At 71.6% G+C, this 21,551-nt stretch carries 9 protein-coding genes; 6 read left to right on the top strand and 3 right to left on the bottom strand.

The window, feature by feature from the left end:
* The first annotated feature begins 502 nt into the window (after positions 1–502).
* Positions 503–8,929 (top strand): DNRLRE domain-containing protein, encoded by an 8,427-nt coding sequence (locus IE329_RS03535; RefSeq protein WP_190209273.1) that lies wholly within the window; start codon positions 503–505, stop codon positions 8,927–8,929.
* Positions 8,930–9,858: 929 nt separating this feature from the next.
* On the opposite strand, the gene IE329_RS03530 is transcribed toward IE329_RS03535, so the two are convergent.
* Positions 9,859–10,362, bottom strand: coding sequence for a methylated-DNA--[protein]-cysteine S-methyltransferase (locus IE329_RS03530; RefSeq protein ID WP_190209272.1), 504 nt, complete (start codon positions 10,360–10,362; stop codon positions 9,859–9,861).
* On the bottom strand, positions 10,359–11,978 hold the full coding sequence (locus IE329_RS03525) for a DNA-3-methyladenine glycosylase 2 family protein (protein ID WP_190209271.1): 1,620 nt from the start codon (positions 11,976–11,978) through the stop codon (positions 10,359–10,361). Before IE329_RS03525 ends, IE329_RS03530 begins: the two co-directional genes overlap by 4 nt.
* A gap of 175 nt (positions 11,979–12,153) precedes the next feature.
* Here IE329_RS03525 and IE329_RS03520 point away from each other — a divergent pair, with 175 nt between their 5' ends.
* Entirely contained in the window at positions 12,154–13,197 is a 1,044-nt protein-coding gene (locus IE329_RS03520) for a LacI family DNA-binding transcriptional regulator (protein ID WP_190209270.1), read from the top strand.
* A 210-nt stretch (positions 13,198–13,407) separates the two neighbouring features.
* On the opposite strand, the gene IE329_RS03515 is transcribed toward IE329_RS03520, so the two are convergent.
* Positions 13,408–16,323: a glycosyl hydrolase gene (locus IE329_RS03515; RefSeq protein ID WP_190209269.1), complete on the bottom strand. Its 2,916-nt coding sequence runs from the start codon at positions 16,321–16,323 to the stop codon at positions 13,408–13,410.
* A 329-nt stretch (positions 16,324–16,652) separates the two neighbouring features.
* Between IE329_RS03515 and IE329_RS03510 the strand changes: the two genes are divergently transcribed.
* From IE329_RS03510 to IE329_RS03495, 4 genes are all read left to right on the top strand, one after another.
* A complete protein-coding gene (locus tag IE329_RS03510; RefSeq protein WP_190209268.1) occupies positions 16,653–17,960 on the top strand; it encodes an ABC transporter substrate-binding protein in 1,308 nt (435 codons plus the stop codon).
* 62 nt (positions 17,961–18,022) lie between these two features.
* Positions 18,023–18,976: a carbohydrate ABC transporter permease gene (locus IE329_RS03505; RefSeq protein WP_190209267.1), complete on the top strand. Its 954-nt coding sequence runs from the start codon at positions 18,023–18,025 to the stop codon at positions 18,974–18,976.
* Positions 18,977–18,981: 5 nt separating this feature from the next.
* Positions 18,982–19,857 carry a carbohydrate ABC transporter permease gene (locus IE329_RS03500; RefSeq protein ID WP_190209266.1) on the top strand — a complete coding sequence of 292 codons (876 nt, stop codon included), beginning with the start codon at positions 18,982–18,984 and terminating at the stop codon, positions 19,855–19,857.
* 190 nt (positions 19,858–20,047) lie between these two features.
* The gene (locus IE329_RS03495) at positions 20,048–21,511 is read left to right on the top strand and encodes a GH1 family beta-glucosidase (protein WP_190209265.1); all 1,464 of its coding nucleotides are present in this window, start codon (positions 20,048–20,050) and stop codon (positions 21,509–21,511) included.
* Positions 21,512–21,551: the final 40 nt, after the last annotated feature.

Genomic DNA, 21,551 nt, shown 5'->3' with positions numbered 1-21,551 from the left:
TCGGCAAAGGCCGCCAGCACGATTCCGGACGAACAGGCCCAACAGAGAGCTTGTGGATTCCCCGGAATCCACCTAGCCGGAACGCTTCCACCGGACGGCCGGCGTCCGTCGCGTACCGGGGCCCCGGAATCGGGCCGGGGCGACACTCAAGGATCCGGCGCGTCGCCCATGACGACCTCGCACACCTCGGGCCGCAACGCCCCGGAAGATCATCTACGCCCCTTTCATCACATCTACACCCATATTGATGATCCGTCAGCAATGTGACAGAAAAGCACATGCTTTGTTATTGATTTGCGATCCTGTGACAACCCTGTGAGAGACCTGGGATGAAAGATTGTCACTCGGGCCTGCACGGGCCCTTATTTTTTGGCCTCTTGAAAGAAGCTCGATGTCCAGACGGTCTTCGGCCTCGTCCGCGTTCGCGGGTGGGGCTTTCTCCATACCCAGGGTGCGGCCACTGTCCGCACTCCTGACACTGGGTCTACTGGTTCAGGCCGGCGTGGTGGTGGACGCACTGACCGCGCCCACCGCCGCCGCCGCGCCGGCCGCTGCACCGGCCTCCTCGGTGGAGGCGCCGGACGAGGCGTCCGCGCTGCTGTCGGCGCGACTGCAGGGGCACAAGGTCGAGGTGACCGGTGCCCGCACACCCACCCTCACCCTGTGGGCGAACCCGGACGGGACCCTGACCCAGATCCAGGCGACCGGCCCGGTGCGGATGAAGGTCGGCGAGGCGTGGGTCCCGGTGGACACCACGCTCGTGCAGACCCCGGACGGGAACGTCGCCCCGAAGGCGCACCCGGAGGGTCTGGTCTTCGGCGGCGGGGACGCCGGGGTCACGGTCGGCGACAAGCTTCCCGGCACCGCGGCCGTCCCCATCCCGGTACCGGCCACCGCGAGCCCGGTACCGTCCTCGCCCACCGCAGGCACCTCCGCGCCGGCCGCCGTACCCGGCGCGACGCCGAGCGGCACGCCGGCCTCCGCGCCCACGTCCGCCACCCCCACGTCCGCGAGCCCCTCGGCCGCCGGCTCCTCGGGCGCGCCGAGCGCCACGAGCCCGGCCGCCCCTGCGGAGGCCTCCCGCGCCTCGCGCGGCGCCGCCCGGGCCGCGGCTCCTTCCTCTCCCGCCGCCGAGCCGGCCGCTCCGGTGGAGCGTGAGCTGGTGAAGGTCGGATCGGCCGGGCAGGAGGTGAAGTTCGGCTGGCTGGGCAAGCTGCCCAGGCCGAAGCTGGAGGGGAGCAAGGCCACCTATGTCGACGCCCGCCCGGGCGTGGACCTGGTCCTGCAGGCCACCCGTACCGGTTTCGAGCAGTTCCTGGTCGTCAAGGACCGCTCCGCGGTCTCCCAGGCCGGGACGCTGACGCTGCCGCTCGACACCACCGGGATGACCGTCGCACCACAGCCGGACGGTTCGATCCAGCTGCTGGACGCCGCGGGCAAGGCGGCCGTCAACATCCCCGCCCCGGTGATGTGGGACGCCGCGCTCGACGAGGCCTCCCAGGAGCACCTGCACCGGGCGCCGGTGACGATGGAGCTGCGCGGCCAGGGAGCGGACACCGAGCTGGTGTTCACCCCGGACGCGGCGTTCCTGGCGGACGCGGGCACGCAGTTCCCGGTGACCGTCGACCCGACGGTGGAGCTGGGCGCGTCGTTCGACACCTTCGTGCAGAAGGGCGTGACCACCGACCAGTCGTCGTCGACCGACCTCAAGCTCGGCACCTACGACGGTGGCACCACGGTGGCCCGCTCGTTCCTGCACTTCCCGACCGGCCCGTACGCCGGGAAGCAGATCCTGGGTGCGAGCCTGAACCTGTACAACTACCACTCCTTCTCCTGCACGGCCACGGAGTGGGAGGTGCACGACACCGACTACGCGGGCACCGGAACGCGCTGGGGCTCCCAGCCGTACTGGGGCAACGAGCGGGCCTGGACCACGGACACCCGTGACACCGACGCGGACAACCACCAGTGCACCAACAGTGACGGCAGCGGGTGGGTCTCGGCCGACATCACCGGGCTGGTCGGCGAGTGGGCCGGCAGCGGCAGGGCCGTCAACGCCCTGGGCATCAAGGCCGACAACGAGTCGAACAGCAACGGCTGGAAGCGCTTCTACTCCTCCGAGGGTGCCGCGCCGCCGTACCTGTCCGTCACGTACAACACCGTGCCGCCCACTCCCGCCTCGGTGGAGGTGAGTTCGGCCCAGCAGGGCAACCCGCGCTACACCCGGGACGGCAACCCGGTCTTCAGCGCCCCGGCGGTCGACCCCGACGGTGACCAGCTCAAGGTCTACCTGGACCTGTGGCGTGGCGGCACGTTCATCAAGACCGTGGTGCGGGACGTCCCCAACGGCATGGTGGCGCAGGTCCGTCCGACGGACTACGGTCTCGCCAGGCTCGACGAGGGCGTGCAGTACTCGATCTGGGCGATGACGGACGACGGGAAGTCCCGCTCCGGCTGGACCGGCACCAACGTGGTGGCCGACACCGTGAAACCCGGTGCACCGTTCGTGACCTCGGCGGACTACCCGTCGGACGGCCTGTGGCACGGGGCCGCGAACCAGGGCGGCGCGTTCACCTTCACCCCGCCCGCCGGCACCGACGACCTCGTCGGCTACAGCTACTCGCTGGACGGCGGCACCAACGTCGACGTCGCCGCGACCGCCGCCGTGACCACCACCGTCACCCCGGCGACCGATGGTCACCGGGTGCTGAAGGTGCAGGCCAAGGACCGCGCGGGCAACCTCTCCGACCCGGTGACCTACGCGTTCTCGGTGGGACAGGCGGGCATCAGCTCGCCGGTGAACGGCACGCAGGCCGCCAAGCGCGTGAAGCTGGCCGTGGACGCGCAGGCGCAGTACAAGCGGGTGGTCTACCAGTACCGGCGTGGTCCGGGCGCGACCGAGTACAACGTGCCGCGTGCCAACCTGACCAAGGCCGACAACACGGCGGTGGGCGAGGACAAGCCGCGCCTCGCGGACCTCGGACCGCACGCCAACTGGAACGTGCTGGACACGCTGGGCCAGATCGGCGGCGTGGTGCAGGTGCGCGCGCTGCTGTTCCCCGAGGACGGGTCCGGCGCCGGCTACGCGACGGTGTGGAACACCATGACGGTGGACCGCAACGCCGACGGCGCGGCGGGCACCTCGGTGGGCCCGGGTTCGGTGAACCTGCTCACCGGTGACTACTCCACGGACGTCACGGACGCCGACGAGTTCGGCATGTCGGTGGCCCGGACGTCCTCCTCGCGGGGCACGGACCGTGGCTGGCAGCCGCAGGGCGAGCGTCTGACGCTCAACCAGCGCCAGGTCGGCACCGACCTGACCGGCTTCGGCGCGGGGCAGGCCGACATCTCCCGCTCCACCGTGCGCGGGCACGACAGCTCCACCGACTCGATCCTGGTCAAGCCGGCGGCGAGCGGCTGGGACTCCTACGCCGCGCTCGGCCCGGAGTACGCCCTCGCCCAGGGCATGCAGGCGGGCAAGACCTACCGCCTCACCGGCTGGATCTACGTACCGGGCGCCTCGGGACTGGACACCTCCGCCCTGCCCAACCGCGGCCTGCGGATGGTCGGCGTCTACCGGACCCCGGCCGGCTACGGCGAGGTGCCCTCGGCGAAGGCCGGATTCACCGACGGCTGGCAGCAGCTGACGCTGGACCTGACCGTGCCGAAGGACGCCACCGAGGCCTGGTTCCGGCTCTACAACGGCTTCGCGGCGGGTTCGGGCAAGGAGGTGTTCTTCGACGACCTGTCGTTGAAGGAGATCGTCGCGCCGTTCGGTCCGCAGTGGGCCGGCGGCCCCGACGCGGGCACCGGCTCCGACTACCGCTCGCTGTCGTTCCCGCAGTCCGACCTGGTCGAGATCAAGGGCAACGACGACTCGGTGCTGACCTTCGCCAAGGGCGCCGACGGGACGTTCTTCCCCGAGCCCGGCGCAGAGTCGCTGACCCTGAAGGCCGCTCCCGGCACCTCGGGCGCGCTGGTCAACGCCTCGGGCCAGTGCCTGGAGGTCCCCGGCGGCAGTGCCTTCAACGGCGCCCACCTCCAGGGTGCGGCGTGCAGCGGCGCGGCGAACCAGCAGTGGAGCCGTGGTGAGGACCTGTCGCTGAAGGTCCTGGGCATGTGCCTGGACAACCCCTGGGGCGTCACGGCCGACGGCTCGGACATGACGCTGTGGAGCTGCGGTTCGGGCAGCCCGAACCAGCAGTGGGAGATCCGCACCGACGGTTCGGTGATGAACCGCCAGTCGGGCAAGTGCCTGGACGCCTACGGCGGGGCGAAGATCTGGACCTGCTGGGGCGGCGCGAACCAGGTCTGGGACGTGCAGACCGCCGGCACCACCTACACCCTGTCCGGCCTGGACGGCAGCTCGACGCTGTTCACCCGCCAGGCCGGCTCGTCGATCTACCAGGTGGTCAGCGAGACCGGCCCCGAGGACGCCTCGACCACCCGCTACCAGTACGACACCACCGAGGGCCGCTCGCTGGTCAAGCGGGTCATCCCCGCCGTCGAGCCGGGCGTGGACGACGTCAACCACTGCACGGTCAGTCCGCTGCCGCGCGGCTGCGAGGTGTCGGAGTACGACTACGCCAAGGCCACCACGGCCACGGCGACGGTGCCGGGCGACTTCCTGGACCGGGTCCGCTCGGTGAAGGTCTGGTCCTGGAACCCGGCCACCTCCAAGGAGGAGGCCGTCGAGGTCACGCACTACGCGTACGACAGCCTCGGGCGGCTCGTCCAGGTCTGGGACCCGCGCCTGGCCACCCCGCTGAAGACCTCCTACACCTACGACAGCACGGGCCGGGTCACCCGGATCGCGGCCGCGGGCGAGCTCCCCTGGGACTTCGACTTCGGTCCGGCAGGCTCCGACCTGGACCCGGGCCGGCTGCTGAAGGTCCGCCGCGCGACCCTCGCCGCGGGCAGCAAGAACCAGGTCAACGGCGAGATCGGCACCAAGGTCGTCTACAGCGTCCCGCTGACCCGCGGCGCCGGCGGCCCCTACGAGATGTCCGGTGCGGAGGTGGGCAGGTGGGCGCAGACCGACGCCCCCACCGACGCCACCGCCGTCTTCGGCCCCGAGGACGAACCCGGCACCAACACCGCCGGCGCGGCCACCCCGGGCAAGGACGGCTTCAAGCCCGCCACCGTCCACTACCTCAACGCCTCCGGCAACGAGGTCAACACCGCCACCCCGTCGGTGACCGACCAGGGTGACATCGACACCACCGAGTACGACCGCTACGGCCACGCCGTGCGAACCCTGCAGGCCACCAACCGCTCCATCGCCCTGGGCACCCACCCCGACGCGGCCCGCTTCGCCTCGGAGCTGAACCTGCCGGCGGAATCCGCCGCCCGGGCCCGGCTGCTCGACTCCCGCACCACCTACACCCCCGACGGCCTCGACATCACCGAGACCCTCGGCCCGCTCTACCGCGCCACGCTCTCCGAGCCGGTCGCCGGGCAGAGCACCCCGGTCACCGTGACCACGGAGGCCGAGAAGCTGCCGCAGCTCGGTGCGTCCGCGCCGATCCAGATCGACAACAACTGCTGCGGCCTCACCTGGTCGGGCGGCGCCCAGCTGAGCATCCGGGGCACCCAGGCGGGCGCCTTCGACTCGATGCGGGTCACCGTGCCCGAGGACGGCGACTACGTCCTCAGCGGCCAGCTGACCAAGTACAGCGACCACGGCGTCATCCAGTGGGCCGTCGACGGCCAGAACCTCGGCTCGCCGATGGACACCTACGACGCCGCCGGCGCCGTGGCGCCGTTCAGCGTGGGGCAGGCGATCCACCTCGCCCGCGGCGACCACGAGCTCAGGGTCACCGTCACCGACACCAACGCCGCCACCGGCGGCCAGCGGTACCACGCCGGGCTCGACACCGTCACGCTGACGAAGAACACCCTCAACCCGTCCCTCGCGGCCGGCACCCCGGTGCTCGCCCGTGACCACAACACCAACACCTACGACGAGGGCAAGCCGAACGGCCTGGCCTACCACCTGGTCACCACCAGCACCGACGGCGCCCGCATCGACGGCTACGCCGCCGACGTCGAGCAGCGCGTCACCAGGACCGGCTACGACGCCCCGATCGGCGGCACCTTGGGGTGGACGCTGAAGACGGCGACCTCGGTGACCACCGACGCCGTCCCGGGCGGCGCCAACCTGACGGCCACCGTCCGCTACGACGCCTCCGGGCACGCACTGGAGTCCCGCAGGCCGGGCTCCTCCGGCACCGACGCGACCACCGTCAAGTCGGTGTTCTACCTCGCCGGGCCCAACTCCGACGACGCCGCCTGCGGCAACCGCCCGGAGTGGGCCGGTCTTCCCTGTGTCACGTCCTTCGGCGGCGGAGTCCCGAACGCGGACACGTCGCGGATGCCCGCCACCCTGCCGGTCAAGCGGATCACCCGCTACTCGCCGTTCGGCGAGCCGGAGGAGACCACGGAGACCAACGCGGGCAAGTCCCGCAAGACCGTCACCACCTACGACGGCGCCGACCGGATCCTGTCCACCGAGATCACCTCGGACGAGGGCCAGGCACTGCCGAAGGTCACCACCGAGTACGACACCGCCACCGGCGACATCGTGAAGACCACCGCGGGCGGCAAGTCCCTCACCCGCGTGATCGACGCCCTGGGCCGGCTGATCTCCTACACCGACGCCGACGGCGGCACCACCACCTCGGAGTTCGACAGCTACGGCAAGCCGGTCAAGGTCAGCGACCCCACCGGGTCCACCACCTACGGCTACGACCGCGCCAAGGAACCCCGCGGCATGGTCACCTCCGTCAACGACAGCCTGGCGGGCGAGTTCACCGCCAAGTACGGCCCGGACGGCCAGCTCACCGAACAGACCTACCCCGGCGGCATCGTCCGCAAGGACACCACCAACGCCGTCGGCGAAGCCACCGGCCGCACCTACACCCGCACCTCCGACAACAAGGTCGTATGGGCGCAGACGGTCGACGTCTCCACCCAGGGCGCGGTCGCCAAGGACACCAGCTCCACGGCCACCCGCTCCTACACCTACGACCGCCTCGGACACCTCACCAAGGCCGAGCAGACGACCGTCGCCGCCGGCTGCGTCACCCGCCAGTACACCTACGACGCCCACTCCAACCGCACCGCCAAGTCCACCTCCCAGCAGGGCGCCGGCGGCACCTGCAGCACCGACGCGCCCGTCACCGAGTCCCACACCTACGACAGCGCCGACCGGCTCACCGACACCGGCTACACCTACGACGCCTTCGGGCGCACCACCAGGACCGCGACCGGCGCCACCAACACCTACTGGGCCAACGACCGCGTCGCCGCCCAGGAGAAGGGCGACACCCAGCAGCAGTGGGCCGTCGACGCCGCCCACCGCCTGACCGCGTTCACCACCGCCAAGAAGCAGGCCGACGGCACCTGGGCGAACGCCACCTCCAAGCTCAACCACTACGGCGACGACTCCGACGAGGTCCGCTGGACCGTCGAGGACACCACCCAGGGCACCCTGACCCGCAACGTCTCGGGCCCCGACGCCGACCTCGCCGCCACCACCAGCAAAACGGGAGACATCCAGCTCCAGCTCACCAACCTCTTCGGGTCGGTCGTCATCACCACCGACACCGCCCTCACCACCCCCGTCGTCCTCGACTTCGACGAGTTCGGCATCCCCCAGGACGGCCAGGCCCAGGTCCGCTACGGCTGGCTCGGCGGCAAGCAACGCTCCGCCGAGGCCCAGGACGGCGACATCCTCATGGGTGCCCGCCTCTACAGCCCCGCCCTCGGCCGCTTCCTCCAGATCGACCCCGTCCCCGGCGGCAACGCCAGCCCCTACGACTACTGCACCGGCGACCCCGTCAACTGCACCGACCTCGACGGCAACTGGGGCTTCTCCTTCAAGAAGATCCTCAACGTCGTCGCGGTCGTCGCAGAAATCGCCTCCAACATCCCCGGACCGATCGGATCCATCGCAGCCGGCGTCTCCGCCGTCTCCTACGCCGCCACCGGCAACTGGGCCAAAGCCGCAGAAATGACCATCACCGTCGCCGCCGCCCTGGTAGGCGCCGGACCAGTCGTCAAGGCCGCAGCTGCGGTCGTCAAAACGGTCCGCGCGTCATCGCGCGTCGGCAAGGTCGCCTCGGTCGGCAAGAGCGTCTTCCGAGCAGCGGCACCAGCCGCCTGCACGATTGGGAACTCCTTCACCCCCGATACGCAGGTGCTGATGGCAGACGGGACATACGCCTCGATTGGCACCGTGCAGGTGGGTGACCAGGTGCTGGCCACCGATCCCGGGACGGGCGAGACCGCGTTGGAGCCGGTTCTTGACGTCATCACCGGCTACGGCACTCGGCACCTCGTTGAGGTCGGCGTCGGTTCCAACCCGTCTGCGACTGCTGTGGCAGCGACCTTCAACCACCCGTTCTGGGTTGTGGGCAAGGGTTGGACGGATGCAGGCCAGATCAAGGTGGGCGACCTGCTCCTCTCCAGTTCCCACCAGACGTCTGTAGTGTCCTCGGTTACCGATCTGGGTAATGTTCCGGAACAGATGGTCGTCAACCTCAATGTAGGAGATCTTCACACATTCAGTGTCGTAAGCAGTGAGGGCACCGATTACGTCGTCCACAACTGCAGTGGGCACGTCCCGGGAATAGATTGGCATCACATCGTTAGCCGACACTTCCCCATCGGGCGGTGGGGCGGGGTGAGCAAATTCCGTACCAGCAGTGTTACCACTGCAAGGAAGCTCATCAATACGACTCTCAAAAACGGCAAGCGGGCGGCCAATACCGAAGGCCGACCTGGGCATACTCACATTCACGACTTTGGTCGGGTGATTGGGGTTGACAGGCACGGCAAGGAGGCAACTGCACTGAAGGTCACAGTCCATCGGCGGCGGGTGGTATCTGCCTATCCCATTCGCATCGCCGGCAAGGTAGTGCCGTAGGAAGGCTTACCGACCCGGGCCGGGGCGGCTGACTGGCGTCAGCCGCCCCGGCCCGGACATGCGGACGAACATCGCGAATCAATCGATCGGAGTAAAAATGGGGTTCATAATCGAATTGAGGCGAGGTCAGCCCAAGGCTCGTACAGGAAGAGCTCCTGGCGCGCAGCCCAAGGTGGGCATGCTTGAACGCTATGTCGATGAAGGCGAGTTGAGTTCTGCCATCCAGCGGGTTGGACCTCATCGCCTCCCGACTCTGGCTGGACTCGAACCCTACCGAAGCCAGAAGCTAAAGTCGGAGGCGGTTGATTCCATGGTGAGAGAGATTGAGCGAATCGATCTCCATGGCCTGGATGAAGCCGAACTGAGGGTTATTTCAATCCTGCTGAAATGGGGGCTGCTGTGTCGCGCGGACCGTGATCTAAGAATTGGGTTCGGGGGTTACTGAGGCGACCTTGACAGCCGCTGACCTTTCGGTACTCGCGATGCTTCCTCGGCTACGAAGGTGGTGTCGCGGACAACGTCGAGCCGGTTTCGATGGTCCACCCTGACCAGGCGAGTTGGCCCAGTCGCTGGGGCGATGCCTGTGGTGAGCTCAGGTCCGCGATCGGGCTGCTGGGTCGTCGGCGGCCGGTGCCGGTCTTGAGGTCAGTGTGATGGCGCAGGACGCGTGAGATCTGAGAAACGACACAGCCGCGCTGGAGCGACACGCCCCCTGATGGAGGATCGCAACCCCGATCCGGCGGACGCCGTCGCAGCAGAGGATGCCGCGCGGGCCTGTGCGCTTGCGGTGATCTCCCGGACCGGACCGGGTCACCCGTTCAAGGAACTGCTCCGAACCGCACCGCGGGACGCGGCCCGCGCCTGGCACGGGTCTCCGCGGCAGCCGGCTGAAGCCCGGCGCTGCCGTGGGGGCCCGTGCCCCGGCAGTCTCAGAACAGCGCCCCGCCCTCCAGGTCCAGCAGCCACCGCTTGCGCTCCACGCCCGCCGCGAAACCCGTCAGGGCGCCGCTCGCGCCCATCACCCGGTGGCAGGGGCGGATGATCAGCAGCGGGTTGGCGCCGACGGCGCCGCCGACCGCGCGGACCGCCCGCGGCGACTCCCCCGCGGCGGCGGCCAGCTGTCCGTACGTGATCGTGGTGCCGTACGGGATGTCGTCGAGGGCCTTCCAGATCCGTTGGCGGAAGTCGGTGCCGACCGGGGCCAGCGGCAGGTCGAAGGTGGTCCGCTCGCCCGCGAAGTAGGCGGTGAGCTGGTCGACGGCGGGGGCCAGCGCGTCCGGGTCGTACTCCCAGTCGTCGGCGGGCTCGGCCTGGGCGCCCTTCTGGCCGGGGGCGGTCACCGCGGCCAGGGCCGCCGGGCCGTCGCCGTCCCGGACGCCGCTGAGCAGCAGCCGGCCCAGGGGGCTGTCCATCATGGTGAATACCGTGGTCATGCCGTCTCACGCTCCGCTTTCTCGGCCGCCGGTCGGTCCGCGCCACCCGGCGCGCCCGTTCCGGCCCTGTTACTCGTAACGCCCGTCCGCCCCGGGTCGGTGCCGGCGTCCGGGGCACCGGCGGTGCCCTCGCCGGAGGAGGCGGCCCACAGCCGGTGCACGGCGTAGGAGCGCCAGGGGGCCCAGGCCTGGGCGATCGTCGCGGCGCTCTTCGGGTCGCCGGCGGCGCCGAGCCTCAGCAGGCCGTGCCGGACACCGGCGTCGCCGGGCAGGAAGACGTCGGGGTCGGCGAGGGCCCGCATCCGCAGGTAGCCGACCGTCCAGGGGCCGATGCCGGGCAGGGCCAGCAGTTCGGCGGCGGCCTGTTCGCGGTCGACGCCGCCGTCCAGCCGGACGGTGCCCTCGGCCAGGGCCGCGCAGAGGCCGGTGAGGGCGCGCTTGCGGGCGGCGGGCATGGCGAGGTCGGCCGGGTCGGCGGCCGCGAGGGCGGCGGCCGTGGGGAAGAGGCGGTCCAGGCCGCCGCTCGGTCCGGGCAGCGCGGCGCCGTACTTCGCGGCCAGCCGGGCCGCCAGGGTGCGGGCCGCGACGGCGGTGACCTGCTGGCCGAGCACGGCCCGGACGGCCAGCTCGTGCGGGTCGACGTGGCCGGGCGAGCGCAGGCCCGGCCGGGCCCGGACGTGGGCGCCGAGCAGGGGGTCCTCGCCGAGCTGCTCGTCCACCGTGTCGGGGTCGGCGTCCAGGTCGAACAGGGCGCGCAGCCGGTGGACGGCGGTGGTGAGGTCCCGCAGGTCGGTGAGCCGCAGCCGGCAGTCGAGCCAGCCCCTGGTCCGGGGGTCGGCGGTGGCGAGCCCGTCCACCTCGGCGATGCCGTGCCCGTACGGGAGCGCGAGCGTGCGGCGGTAGGTGCGGACGCCGGGGCGCCCGCCGGGGACGACCTCCTCCACGCCGGGGACGGCCCGCAGCGCCAGGAAGTCGATCAGGTGGTCGCTGTCGAGCGCGCCCCGGTAGGCCAGCCGCAGGGTGAGGCCGCCGGCCGGTCCGGTGGTGCGGCGGCCGGCCGCCACCTCCTCGCGCAGTCCGCTGGGGGTGCGGTCGTAGACCTCGCGCACGGTGTCGTTGAACTGCCGGACGGAGGCGAAGCCGGACGCGAAGGCGACCTCGGTCACCGGCAGGTCGGTGGTCTGGAGCAGCAGCCGTGCGGTCTGCGCGCGGCGGGCCCGGGCCAGCGCGATCGGGCCGGCGCCGAGTTCGGCGGTGAGCTGGCGCTGGAGCTGGCGGGAGCTGTACCCGAGCCGGCCGGCGAGGCCGGCGACGCCGTCGCGGTCGACCACCCCGTCGCCGATCAGCCGCATGGCCCGGCCGACCAGGTCGGCCCGGTGGTTCCACTCCGGCGAGCCGGGCACGGAGTCCGGGCGGCAGCGCCGGCAGGCCCGGAACCCGGCGCCCTGGGCGGCGGCGGCGGTCGGGTAGAAGGTGCAGTTGACCCGTTTCGGCGTCACGGCCGGGCAGCTCGGCCGGCAGTAGATGCCGGTCGTGGTGACGGCCGTGAAGAAGACCCCGTCGAAGCGGGAGTCCCGGCTGTCCACGGCCCGGTAGCGCATGTCGTCGTCAATCACGCAGTCCAGTCTGCGGCACCGCCGGCCTCGGGACCGGCGGAAATCGGACGTGGCCGTCCCAGCCCGGCGGGCCGGTGCCGGGACGGTCCGGGGCAGTAATTGGGAGCGCTCTCAAAAAACCCGCCGCACCGGATACCCTGATCCTCAGGACAGTGGAACGCGAGAGGACCCACCGGTGACCGAGCAGCAGCCCGTCGGCGCACTGCCGCGCCCCACCCTGGAGTCCGTCGCCGAGCGCGCCGGAGTCTCCAGGGCCACCGCCTCACGCGTGGTGAACGGGGGCGAGGGCGTCCGCGAGTCCCTGCGGGCCAAGGTCCAGCAGGCCGTGGACGAACTCGGCTACGTCCCCAACCTCGCCGCCCGCACCCTGGTGACCCGCCGCAACGGCGCGGTCGCGGTCGTCGTGGCGGAGCCGGAGAGCCGGCTCTTCTCCGACCCCTTCTTCGCCCAGCACCTGCGCGGGATCAGCCGCGAGCTGTCGGCCGCCGACAACCAGATGGTGCTGCTGCTCGTCGAGGACCAGCACGACTACGAGCGGGTCGGCCGCTACCTGGCCGGCGGCCACGTCGACGGCGCCCTGCTCTTCTCCCTGCACCACAGCGATCCGCTGCCCGAGATGGCCCGCCGGGTCGGCCTGCGCACCGTGATCGGCGGACGCCCCGGCTGGCCGGGCGCCGAGGCCGACCGCGATCTGCTCTACGTCGACAGCGACAACCGGGGCGGCGCCCGGCTCGCCGTCCAGCACCTGCGTTCGCTCGGCCGCGCCCGGATCGCCACCATCACCGGCCCGCTCGACCAGACCTCCTCGATCGACCGTCTCGACGGCTACCGGGACCTGCTCCCGGACGGCGACCCCGAGCTGATCGCCGAGGGCGACTTCACCGCCGACGGCGGCGGCCGCGCGATGGCCCGGCTGCTGGCCCGCCGCCCCACCCTGGACGCCGTCTTCGCCGCCTCCGACGCGATGGCCTCCGGCGCCCTGCGGGTGCTCCGGGAGCACGGCCGCCGGGTCCCCGAGGACGTCGCGATGGTCGGGTTCGACGACGTCGAGTCGATCGCCGCCTGGACCGACCCGCCGCTCACCACCGTCCGCCAGGACATCGAGGAGATGGGCCGGCTGATGGCCCGCCTCCTGCTCCGCCGGCTGGCCGGCACGGGCGGGCCCGGCCCGACCTCGATCATCATCCCGACCACGCTGGTCCGGCGGGCCTCGGCCTGACCGGCCCGGGCCGGCCGCCCGCCGGAGGCCGCGGGACCGGCCGGATCCGAGGGAGTCCGCCGCACCGACCGTGACCGGGCCACGCGCGGACACCACCGGCCGGCCCGGACACGCCGGAGGCGGGCCCGGAGTCGTCGACTCCGGGCCCGCCTCCCTGAACGGCCTGACCTGGTGGCCTGACCCTGCGGCCGGACCAGTCGGCCGGCGGCGTCAGCCGAACGGGATCCGCAGGACCGACACGCTCCCCTGGGCCTGGCTCGCGCCGACCCGGAGCTGGGCGGTGGCGTTGCCCAGGGCGGGCCAGACCTCGACCCGCACGGTGCCCTTGGCGAGGTTGCCGAGGGTGCCGGTGGCGGACTGGAGTCCGGCGGTGGCGCCCGAGTAGCGCTCCCAGCCGGTCACCGGGTCGCTGGCGAAGTAGCGGAAGGTCTCGACCCGGTCGAAGCTGCCGTCGCCGGTCAGGTCGTAGGAGACCCGGACCTGCTGCGCCAGGCCGACGCTGCCGGCCGCGTCGACGAACAGGTCGAAGTCGGTCGCGGCGCCGGACTTCAGGGTGCCGGTGACGTTGGCGACCTGGTACACCAGCGGCTGGTACGGCGTGCCGTCGTGGTTGGCGCCGCCCCCGGCGGCGATGGTCGCGGTGGTCGCGGCCGTGCCGGTGGTGGTGGTCAGCGACCCGGCCGGCTGCAGGTAGAAGGTGCTGCCGGTGGTGGCCGGAACCGTGGCGGTGGGGCTGGCGGTCGGGCTGGCGGTGGCCGTCGGCGAGGCCGTCGCGGTCGGCGAGGCGGTGGCCGTCGGGGAGGCGGACGGGCTCGGGGTGACCCCGCCGGTGCCGCCGTCGGTGAAGGAGCCGCGCTCGCTGGCGGTGGACCTGGCCGGGACGGTCAGGGTGAAGCCGTCCGAGAAGCGGACGGTGCGGGCCGCGGTGGTGTAGTTGTGCGCCACGTGGGTCCGGGTCGAGCCGTTGACGAAGACGGCGGCCGTCGGGCTGTCGGCGGTGGTGGCCGGGTCGAGGGTGCCGAGCGTGGCGAGGTTGTAGATCCAGTGGTAGGTGTGGGCCTTGGACTCGCCCTCCTCCGGGGTGTATCCGGCGTTGCCCGCGTCCCAGTCGGCCTTGGCGGCCGCCGGGTCGGCGAGGGCCTCGAACTCCCAGAGCAGGTCGCGCCAGTCGGTGAACTGGCCGCCGTTGTTGGCCTTGAGCTCGGCCAGGTTGGCCTTGACGGCGTCCTGGCGGCGGCCGAGGTAGAGCGAACCGCCCGTGACCGGGAGGACGTTGATGCCGTGGATCATGCCGGGCGCGGCGGTCCACCAGGTGGAGTAGGCGGCGCCGCTGCCCCAGACCATGCCGGCCGTGCCGTGCTGGAAGGCGGCCGGGAAGACCTGCTTGTCCGCGTTGAACCAGTACTGCTCGATCGTCTTGGCCTCGGTGGTGTAGAGGTAGACGCCGAGGTCGCGCATCGCGGTGTCCCCCGTCGCCGAGCCGTAGAGCACCAGCGCGGAGGAGAAGTTCATCGACTCCGAGGAGGACTCCTCGTTGTTGCCGGCCGCGAATCCGGCGTGGCCGGAGGCCCAGCCGTGGCCCGCGTACGGGTCGAAGTTGCGCAGCAGCGGGAAGCGCGCGTCGGCGCGGTCGGCGTTGGCGGCGTCCTTGGCGAGGATCTTCACCATGCCGCCCCAGGCCGAGTCGGCGGCCCAGGCGGCGTCGTAGCGCGCGACGGTGGCGGCGGCCTGGATGAAGTACGCGTAGTGGAAGTGGTGGTCGTTGAGTTCGGCGTCGGTGCCGTAGGAGGCCGGGTAGCCGATCAGGGTCTTCCACACGTTGTCGTACGCGAAGGAGGAGGCGTTGGTGCCGGTGAACCAGGTCTGCAGCTTGCCCTTGACCAGGCCGATCAGCTTGTCCCGGGTGGCGGTGTCACCGAGCTGGTCGGCGATCGGGATGAGCTGGGAGAGCTGTCCGAGGGCCTTGCCGACCCAGTAGGTGTCGCTGTAGCCCATGAACGGGTCGGGCAGGTTGGCCACGTCGCGCAGGTAGCCGCCCAGCTTGGCGCGGTCGTAGGAGCCGGCGTCCGGCAGTGAGGGGAGGATGCCGTTGACCGTCTGCGTGGTGCTGAAGGAGGCGCCCTCGCGGACCTTCATCTGGCCCTCGGGCGAGGTGTAGGTGAGCGCGGTCAGCGGGTCGGTGGTGGTCAGCCACTGGTGCCGGTAGAGCGCCTGCAGGGTGCCCGTCTGGGTGCCCTCCTGCGGGGTGGTGGTGGCGGTGTAGGTGGTGCGCAGCGTCCCGGCCGCGGGCTGGTAGTCCCAGCCGACCTTGGTGTCGGTGACGAAGCTGTAGGCGTAGGTCCTGTAGGTGGCGAGGTCGGCCTGGCTGGGCAGGACGGCGACCGAGTAGTAGTCCTTGGCGCCGAGGTTGGCGCTGATGGTGCTGCCGTTGACGCTCCAGTTCACGCCGGTGGGGGCGAACAGCGCGTAGGTGTGGCCGGCCACCGTGATGCCGAGCACGTTGCCCTGGTTGGACCAGACGGCGGGGGCGGAGGCCGCGGTGATCTGGGCGGCGCCGCCGGTGGCGTGGGCGTAGACGTAGGGCAGGCCGTGGCCGATGGTGGCGCTGAAGGTGTGGGCGCCGTCCGCCCAGTAGGGGGTGACGGTCCAGTCGCTCCAGCCGTCGACCTTGGTGTCGGGCGAGTTGAGGCCGGCGACGCCGAGGGTGAGGTCCTTGGTGTGGGTGAAGTCGTACTGCCGGCCGTCGGAGGTGACGGTCGGGTTGGTGGGGTAGCCGACCTCCAGCCCGGAGGCGACCGCCTTGAAGGTGTACGGGTTGGCGTAGAGGTTCTCGCTGTACGGGTTGCCGGCGTAGCGCTGGTAGATCAGCGAGGACCACCAGTCGTTGGTGGGGGCGGCCTTTCCGGCCATTCTCGCGGTGACCTTGGGGGTCACGGGCGCGCCGTCGGAGTTGCTCGGGCCGACGGTGCCGGCCGGGCGGGCGTCGCGGTATCCGCCGAGGCCGACCGGGACGGTCGCGGCGGAGGCGCTGCCGGTGGCGACGGTGGCGGTCAGCGCGGCGGCTGCGGCCAGGGTGAGCGCGGCCACCGCGGCGGTGGGCCGGCGGAGCTGGCGTAGCGGCTTCATTCGGAGGCACCTCATGGGGTGGGGGTGAGGCCGGGACGGTGGGGTGATGGAGCGTCAAGCGTGAGAGCGCTCTCAAAAACCGGAAGGTAGCGGGCGGCCGCGACACCGTCAATGACCTGGACGCGACCGACCCGAAACCCGCAGGAAATCCGGCGCAGGCTTCTCGATTCCGTCACAGGCCCAAGGTCACGGTCGGATTTCGAGCCCTTGACGGCGGGCGGCACGGCCCGGCAATCTCCTGAAGCAGCGCGTGAGAGCGCTCTCAAACGAGAGCGCTCTCACGATGCCCCACCCAGCGCCGATGAACCGGACGAAGCCAGGAGGCTTCCATGCCCACCTTCAGAGCCCGCCGCACCGCCACCTCCCTCGGCACCGCAGCCCTCGCCGCCATGCTTCTCCTCACCGCCTGCAGCTCGGGCTCCTCAGGCGGCTCCGCCGACGCCGCCGACGGCAAGGTCACGCTCACCGTGGACCTCTTCGGCACCTTCGGGTTCAAGGAGACCGGCCTCTACGACGAGTACAGCAAGACGCACCCCAACGTCACGATCAAGCAGAGCGACACCCAGGACGAGGGCCAGTACTGGCAGGCCCTGCAGACCAAGCTGGCCGGCGGCGGCGGCCTCGCCGACATCCAGGGCCTGGAGGTCGGGCGGGTCGCCAGCGTGATGCAGAAGCAGGCCGACAAGTTCGTCGACCTCAAGACCGTCGGCGCCGGCGCCGTCAACGACGGCCTGGTGCCGTGGAAGGCCGCCGCCGTCAAGAGCGCCGACGGCAAGGTGCTGGCCGCCGGCACCGACATCGGCCCGGAGGCGATCTGCTACCGGACCGACCTCTTCAAGGCCGCCGGCCTGCCCACCGACCGCACCGAGCTGGCCGCCAAGTGGTCCAGCTGGGAGGGCTACCTGGCGCTGGGCAAGGAGTACGTCGCCAAGGCGCAGCCCGGCAACGTCTGGACGGACAGCGCGGCCGGCATGTTCACCGCCGAGGTCGGCCAGCAGAAGGTGCGCTACGCCGACGAGTCCGGCAAGCCGGTCTACGACAGCAACCCGGCGGTGAAGAGCGCCTGGGCCGACTCCGCCAAGCTGGTCGCCGACGGCCTGTCCGCCAAGCTGCCGCAGTGGACCCCGGAGTGGAACAAGGCCTTCACCACCGGCAAGTTCGCCACCCTGAGCTGCCCGGCCTGGATGATCGGCTACATCAAGGGCCAGGCGGGCGACGCGTTCGCCGGCAAGTGGGACATCGCGGCCGGCCCCGGCAAGACCGGCAACTGGGGCGGCTCCTACCTGGCGATCCCGAAGACCTCCAAGCACCAGAAGGAGGCCGCCGAGCTGATCAGCTGGCTGACCGCGAAGGAGCAGCAGGTCAAGCTCTTCACCAAGCAGGGCTCGTTCCCCTCCAGCACCGCCGCGCAGGGTGAGATCAAGGCCCTGCAGGACCCGTACTTCAACAACGCGCCGATCGGCCAGATCTTCAGCGAGTCGGCCGGCGCGATGCCCGCGCAGGTGCTCGGCACCGAGGACGGCGTGATCGGCAAGGCGTTCACCGACGCCCTCGGCGAGGTGGAGCGCACCGGCACCGCGCCGGACGCCGCCTGGCAGCACGCGATGGACAACATCAAGAAGGCCAGCGGGAACTGACGCCGGACCACCGGGCGGCCCGGCCCCACCGGCCGGGCCGCCCGGCTCACCGAAGGACCATCATGGCCATCACCACCACCACCCGAAGCCCCCGTCCGGCCGCCCCCGCGGCCGAGCGCCGGCCCCGCGCCCGCCGGGCCTCCCGCGCCGCGCCGTACGGCTACCTGGCGCCGTTCTTCGTCCTGTTCGCGGCCTTCGGCCTCTTCCCGCTGCTGTACACGGCGTACGTGTCGCTGCACCGGGTGGAACTGCAGACCTCCCAGCAGATGGACTGGGTGGGTTTCCAGAACTACACCCGCCTGCTGGAGGACCCGTTCTTCTGGAACGCGCTGCGCAACACCTTCACCATCGGGGTGCTCTCCACCGTCCCGCAGCTCGTGATGGCGCTCGGCCTGGCCCACCTGCTGAACTACAAGCTGCGCGGGCGCACCTTCTTCCGGGTCGCGATGCTGATGCCGTACGCGACCTCGGTGGCCGCCGCCACCCTGGTCTTCGCGCAGCTCTTCGGCCGCGACTACGGGCTGCTGAACTGGGCGCTGAGCAGCGTCGGGCTGAACCCGGTGGACTGGCAGGCGGACACCTGGGCCTCGCAGATCGGCGTCTCGGCCGTCGTCACCTGGCGCTGGACGGGCTACAACGCGCTGATCTACCTGGCCGGCATGCAGGCCATCCCGCACGAGCTGTACGAGTCCGCGGCGATGGACGGCGCCTCGCGCTGGAAGCAGTTCCTGCACGTGACCGTCCCCGGCCTGCGGCCCACCATCATCTTCACGGTGGTGGTCTCCACCATCGGCGCGACCCAGCTGTTCGGTGAACCGCTGCTCTACGAGGGCAACGCCGGCGGCGGGATCTCGCACCAGTACCAGACCCTCGGCCTCTACATGTACGAGCAGGGCTGGAGCTTCTTCCACCTCGGCCGGGCGGCCGCGGTCGCCTGGGTGATGTTCCTGCTGATCGTGCTGCTGGCCCTGGCCAACGCGGCGATCGCCGCCCGGCGCAACCGTACGGACCGGTGACCGACATGACGACCATTCAGCTTCCGCGGCCGGGGCGACGCCGCCCGGGGACGGGCCGGCGCTCGCCGCTGGAGGGCGGCCCGCTCGCGTACGCCGTCCTGATCGGCGCCACCGTGCTGTTCGTCTTCCCGTTCTACTGGACCCTGGTCGGCGCCAGCCGCACCAACGCGGAGATGAGCTCGGCCAGTCCGGCGCTCACCCCCGGCCCGAACCTCTTCCACAACATCGGCGAGGCGCTGCAGCAGGCCGCCATCGGCACCGCGCTGGTGAACTCGCTGATCGTGGCCTGCACCGTGACGCTGGGCGTGGTGCTCTCCTCCACGCTGGCCGGCTTCGCCTTCGCGAAACTGCGCTTCCGGGGCCGCAGCCTGCTGCTGGCCGTGACGGTCGGCACCATGATGATCCCGCCGCAGCTGGGGGTCATCCCGCTGTTCATGGTGATCGTGAAGATGGACCTGCAGAACAAGCTCCCGTCGGTGATCCTGCCCTCGCTGGTGTCCGCCTTCGGGGTGTTCTTCATGCGGCAGTTCCTGATCCAGGCGCTGCCGGACGAGCTCATCGAGGCCGCCCGGGTGGACGGCGCCTCGTCCCTGCGGATCTTCTGGTCGATCGTGCTGCCGGTGGCCCGCCCGGGCATGGCGGTGCTCGGGATGCTGACCTTCATGGCCACCTGGAACGACTTCTTCTGGCCGATCGTGGCGCTGAGTTCGCAGAACCCGACGGTGCAGGTCGCGCTGCGGTCGCTGGGCCAGGGCTACGTCCAGGACCAGTCGATCGTGATGGCCGGCACCCTGATCGGCACCCTCCCGGTGCTGGTGGTCTTCGCCCTGCTCGGCCGCCAGATCGTCGGCGGCATCATGCAGGGCGCCGTCAAGGGCTGAGCGTCCCCGGCCGGGCGCCCCGGCTCCGGCGTCCGCGGCCGGGGCCGCCCGGCCCCGGCCGGCCACCGCCGCCGGCGGTCCGTGCCCCGGCAGGCGGTACTCCCGGCCCTCCGTGCCCGCGCGGCCGGTACCCCGCGGCCGAGCGGCCCTGCGCCGATCCCCGTCCCAACTCTCATCTCTGGAAGGCGACATGTCCGTCGAAGCCCTGCCCACACCCGCCCAGGCCCGGCCCGCGACCGGCGCCGCGCAGCCGGCCGGCCCGGCCTTCCCGCCCGGCTTCCTCTGGGGCGCGGCCACCGCCGCCTACCAGATCGAGGGCGCCGCGAGCGAGGGCGGCCGCAGCCCGTCGATCTGGGACACCTTCAGCCGGACCCCCGGCAAGGTCCGCAACGGAGACACCGGGGACATCGCGGCGGACCACTACCACCGCTACCGCGACGACGTCGCGCTGATGTCCGAACTCGGCCTGGGTGCCTACCGGTTCTCCCTCGCCTGGCCGCGGATCCAGCCGGCCGGCGAGGGCCCGGCGAACGGGGAGGGCCTGGACTTCTACGACCGGCTGGTGGACGAGCTGCTCGCCCACGGGATCACGCCGGTCGCCACGCTCTACCACTGGGACCTCCCGCAGACCCTGGAGGACCGGGGCGGCTGGACCGAGCGTGACACCGCGTACCGCTTCGCCGAGTACGCGGCGCTGGCCGCCCGCCGGCTGGGCGACCGGATCCCCGCCTGGACCACCCTCAACGAGCCGTGGTGCAGCGCCTTCCTCGGCTACGGCGCCGGCATCCACGCCCCCGGCCGGACCGACCCGGCGGCGGCCCTCACCGCGCACCACCACCTGCTGCTGGCCCACGGCCTGGGCACCGGGGCGCTGCGCGCCGAGCTGCCCGCCACCGCGCAGGTCTCGCTGACCCTCAACCTGGCGGCCGTGCGCCCGCTCTCGGAGGCGCCCGGCGACCTGGACGCGGCCCGCCGGATCGACGGCCTGGCCAACCGGATCTTCCTCGACCCGGTGTTCCACGGCAGCTACCCGGCGGACGTGCTGGCCGACACCGCGGAGGTCACCGACTGGTCCTTCGTCCGGGACGGCGACCTGGCCGAGATCTCCCGCCCGATCGACTCGCTGGGCATCAACTACTACACGCCGACGGTGGTCGCCGCGGACGACCCGGCCGCGCCCGCCCCGCGCCTGGACGGCCACGCCAGCTCGCTCTCGCCGTGGCCGGCCGACCGGGGCGTCCGCTTCCTTCCCGCCGAGGGCAGCCGTACCGCGATGGACTGGCCGGTGGACGCCGACGGCCTGTACGAGCTGCTGACCCGGCTGCGCGACGACCTGCCGGGCGTGCCGCTGCTGGTCACCGAGAACGGCGCGGCGTACGAGGACTACAGCGACCCGTCCGGGGCGGTGCACGACCCCGAGCGGGTCGCCTACCTGCACGGCCACCTGGACGCGGTGCGGCGGGCGGTGGCCGACGGCGCCGAGGTGCGCGGCTACTTCCTCTGGTCGCTGCTGGACAACTTCGAGTGGGCCTACGGCTACAGCAAGCGGTTCGGCATCGTGCACGTGGACTTCGCCAGCCAGCGCCGGACCCCGAAGGACAGCGCCCGCTGGTACGCCGAGGTGATCCGCACCGGGCAGCTGCCCGCCCGCTGAGGACGCCGGGTGCCCGCCGAAAGGCCCGCGGCCGCCCCGG

The organism is Kitasatospora indigofera (assembly GCF_014655955.1).
Classification (GTDB): domain Bacteria; phylum Actinomycetota; class Actinomycetes; order Streptomycetales; family Streptomycetaceae; genus Kitasatospora; species Kitasatospora indigofera.
The sequence above is the reverse complement of the archived record's forward strand: the minus strand, read 5'-3'. Positions and strand labels throughout refer to the sequence as shown.

Excerpts from the sequence above, each read along its gene's own strand:
- IE329_RS03515 (WP_190209269.1), bottom strand. The coding sequence starts at position 16,323 with ATGAAGCCGCTACGCCAGCTCCGCCGGCCCACCGCCGCGGTGGCCGCG.
- IE329_RS03510 (WP_190209268.1), top strand. The coding sequence starts at position 16,653 with ATGCCCACCTTCAGAGCCCGCCGCACCGCCACCTCCCTCGGCACCGCA.
- IE329_RS03495 (WP_190209265.1), top strand. The coding sequence starts at position 20,048 with ATGTCCGTCGAAGCCCTGCCCACACCCGCCCAGGCCCGGCCCGCGACC.
- IE329_RS03500 (WP_190209266.1), top strand. The coding sequence starts at position 18,982 with ATGACGACCATTCAGCTTCCGCGGCCGGGGCGACGCCGCCCGGGGACG.
- IE329_RS03530 (WP_190209272.1), bottom strand. The coding sequence starts at position 10,362 with ATGACCACGGTATTCACCATGATGGACAGCCCCCTGGGCCGGCTGCTG.
- IE329_RS03505 (WP_190209267.1), top strand. The coding sequence starts at position 18,023 with ATGGCCATCACCACCACCACCCGAAGCCCCCGTCCGGCCGCCCCCGCG.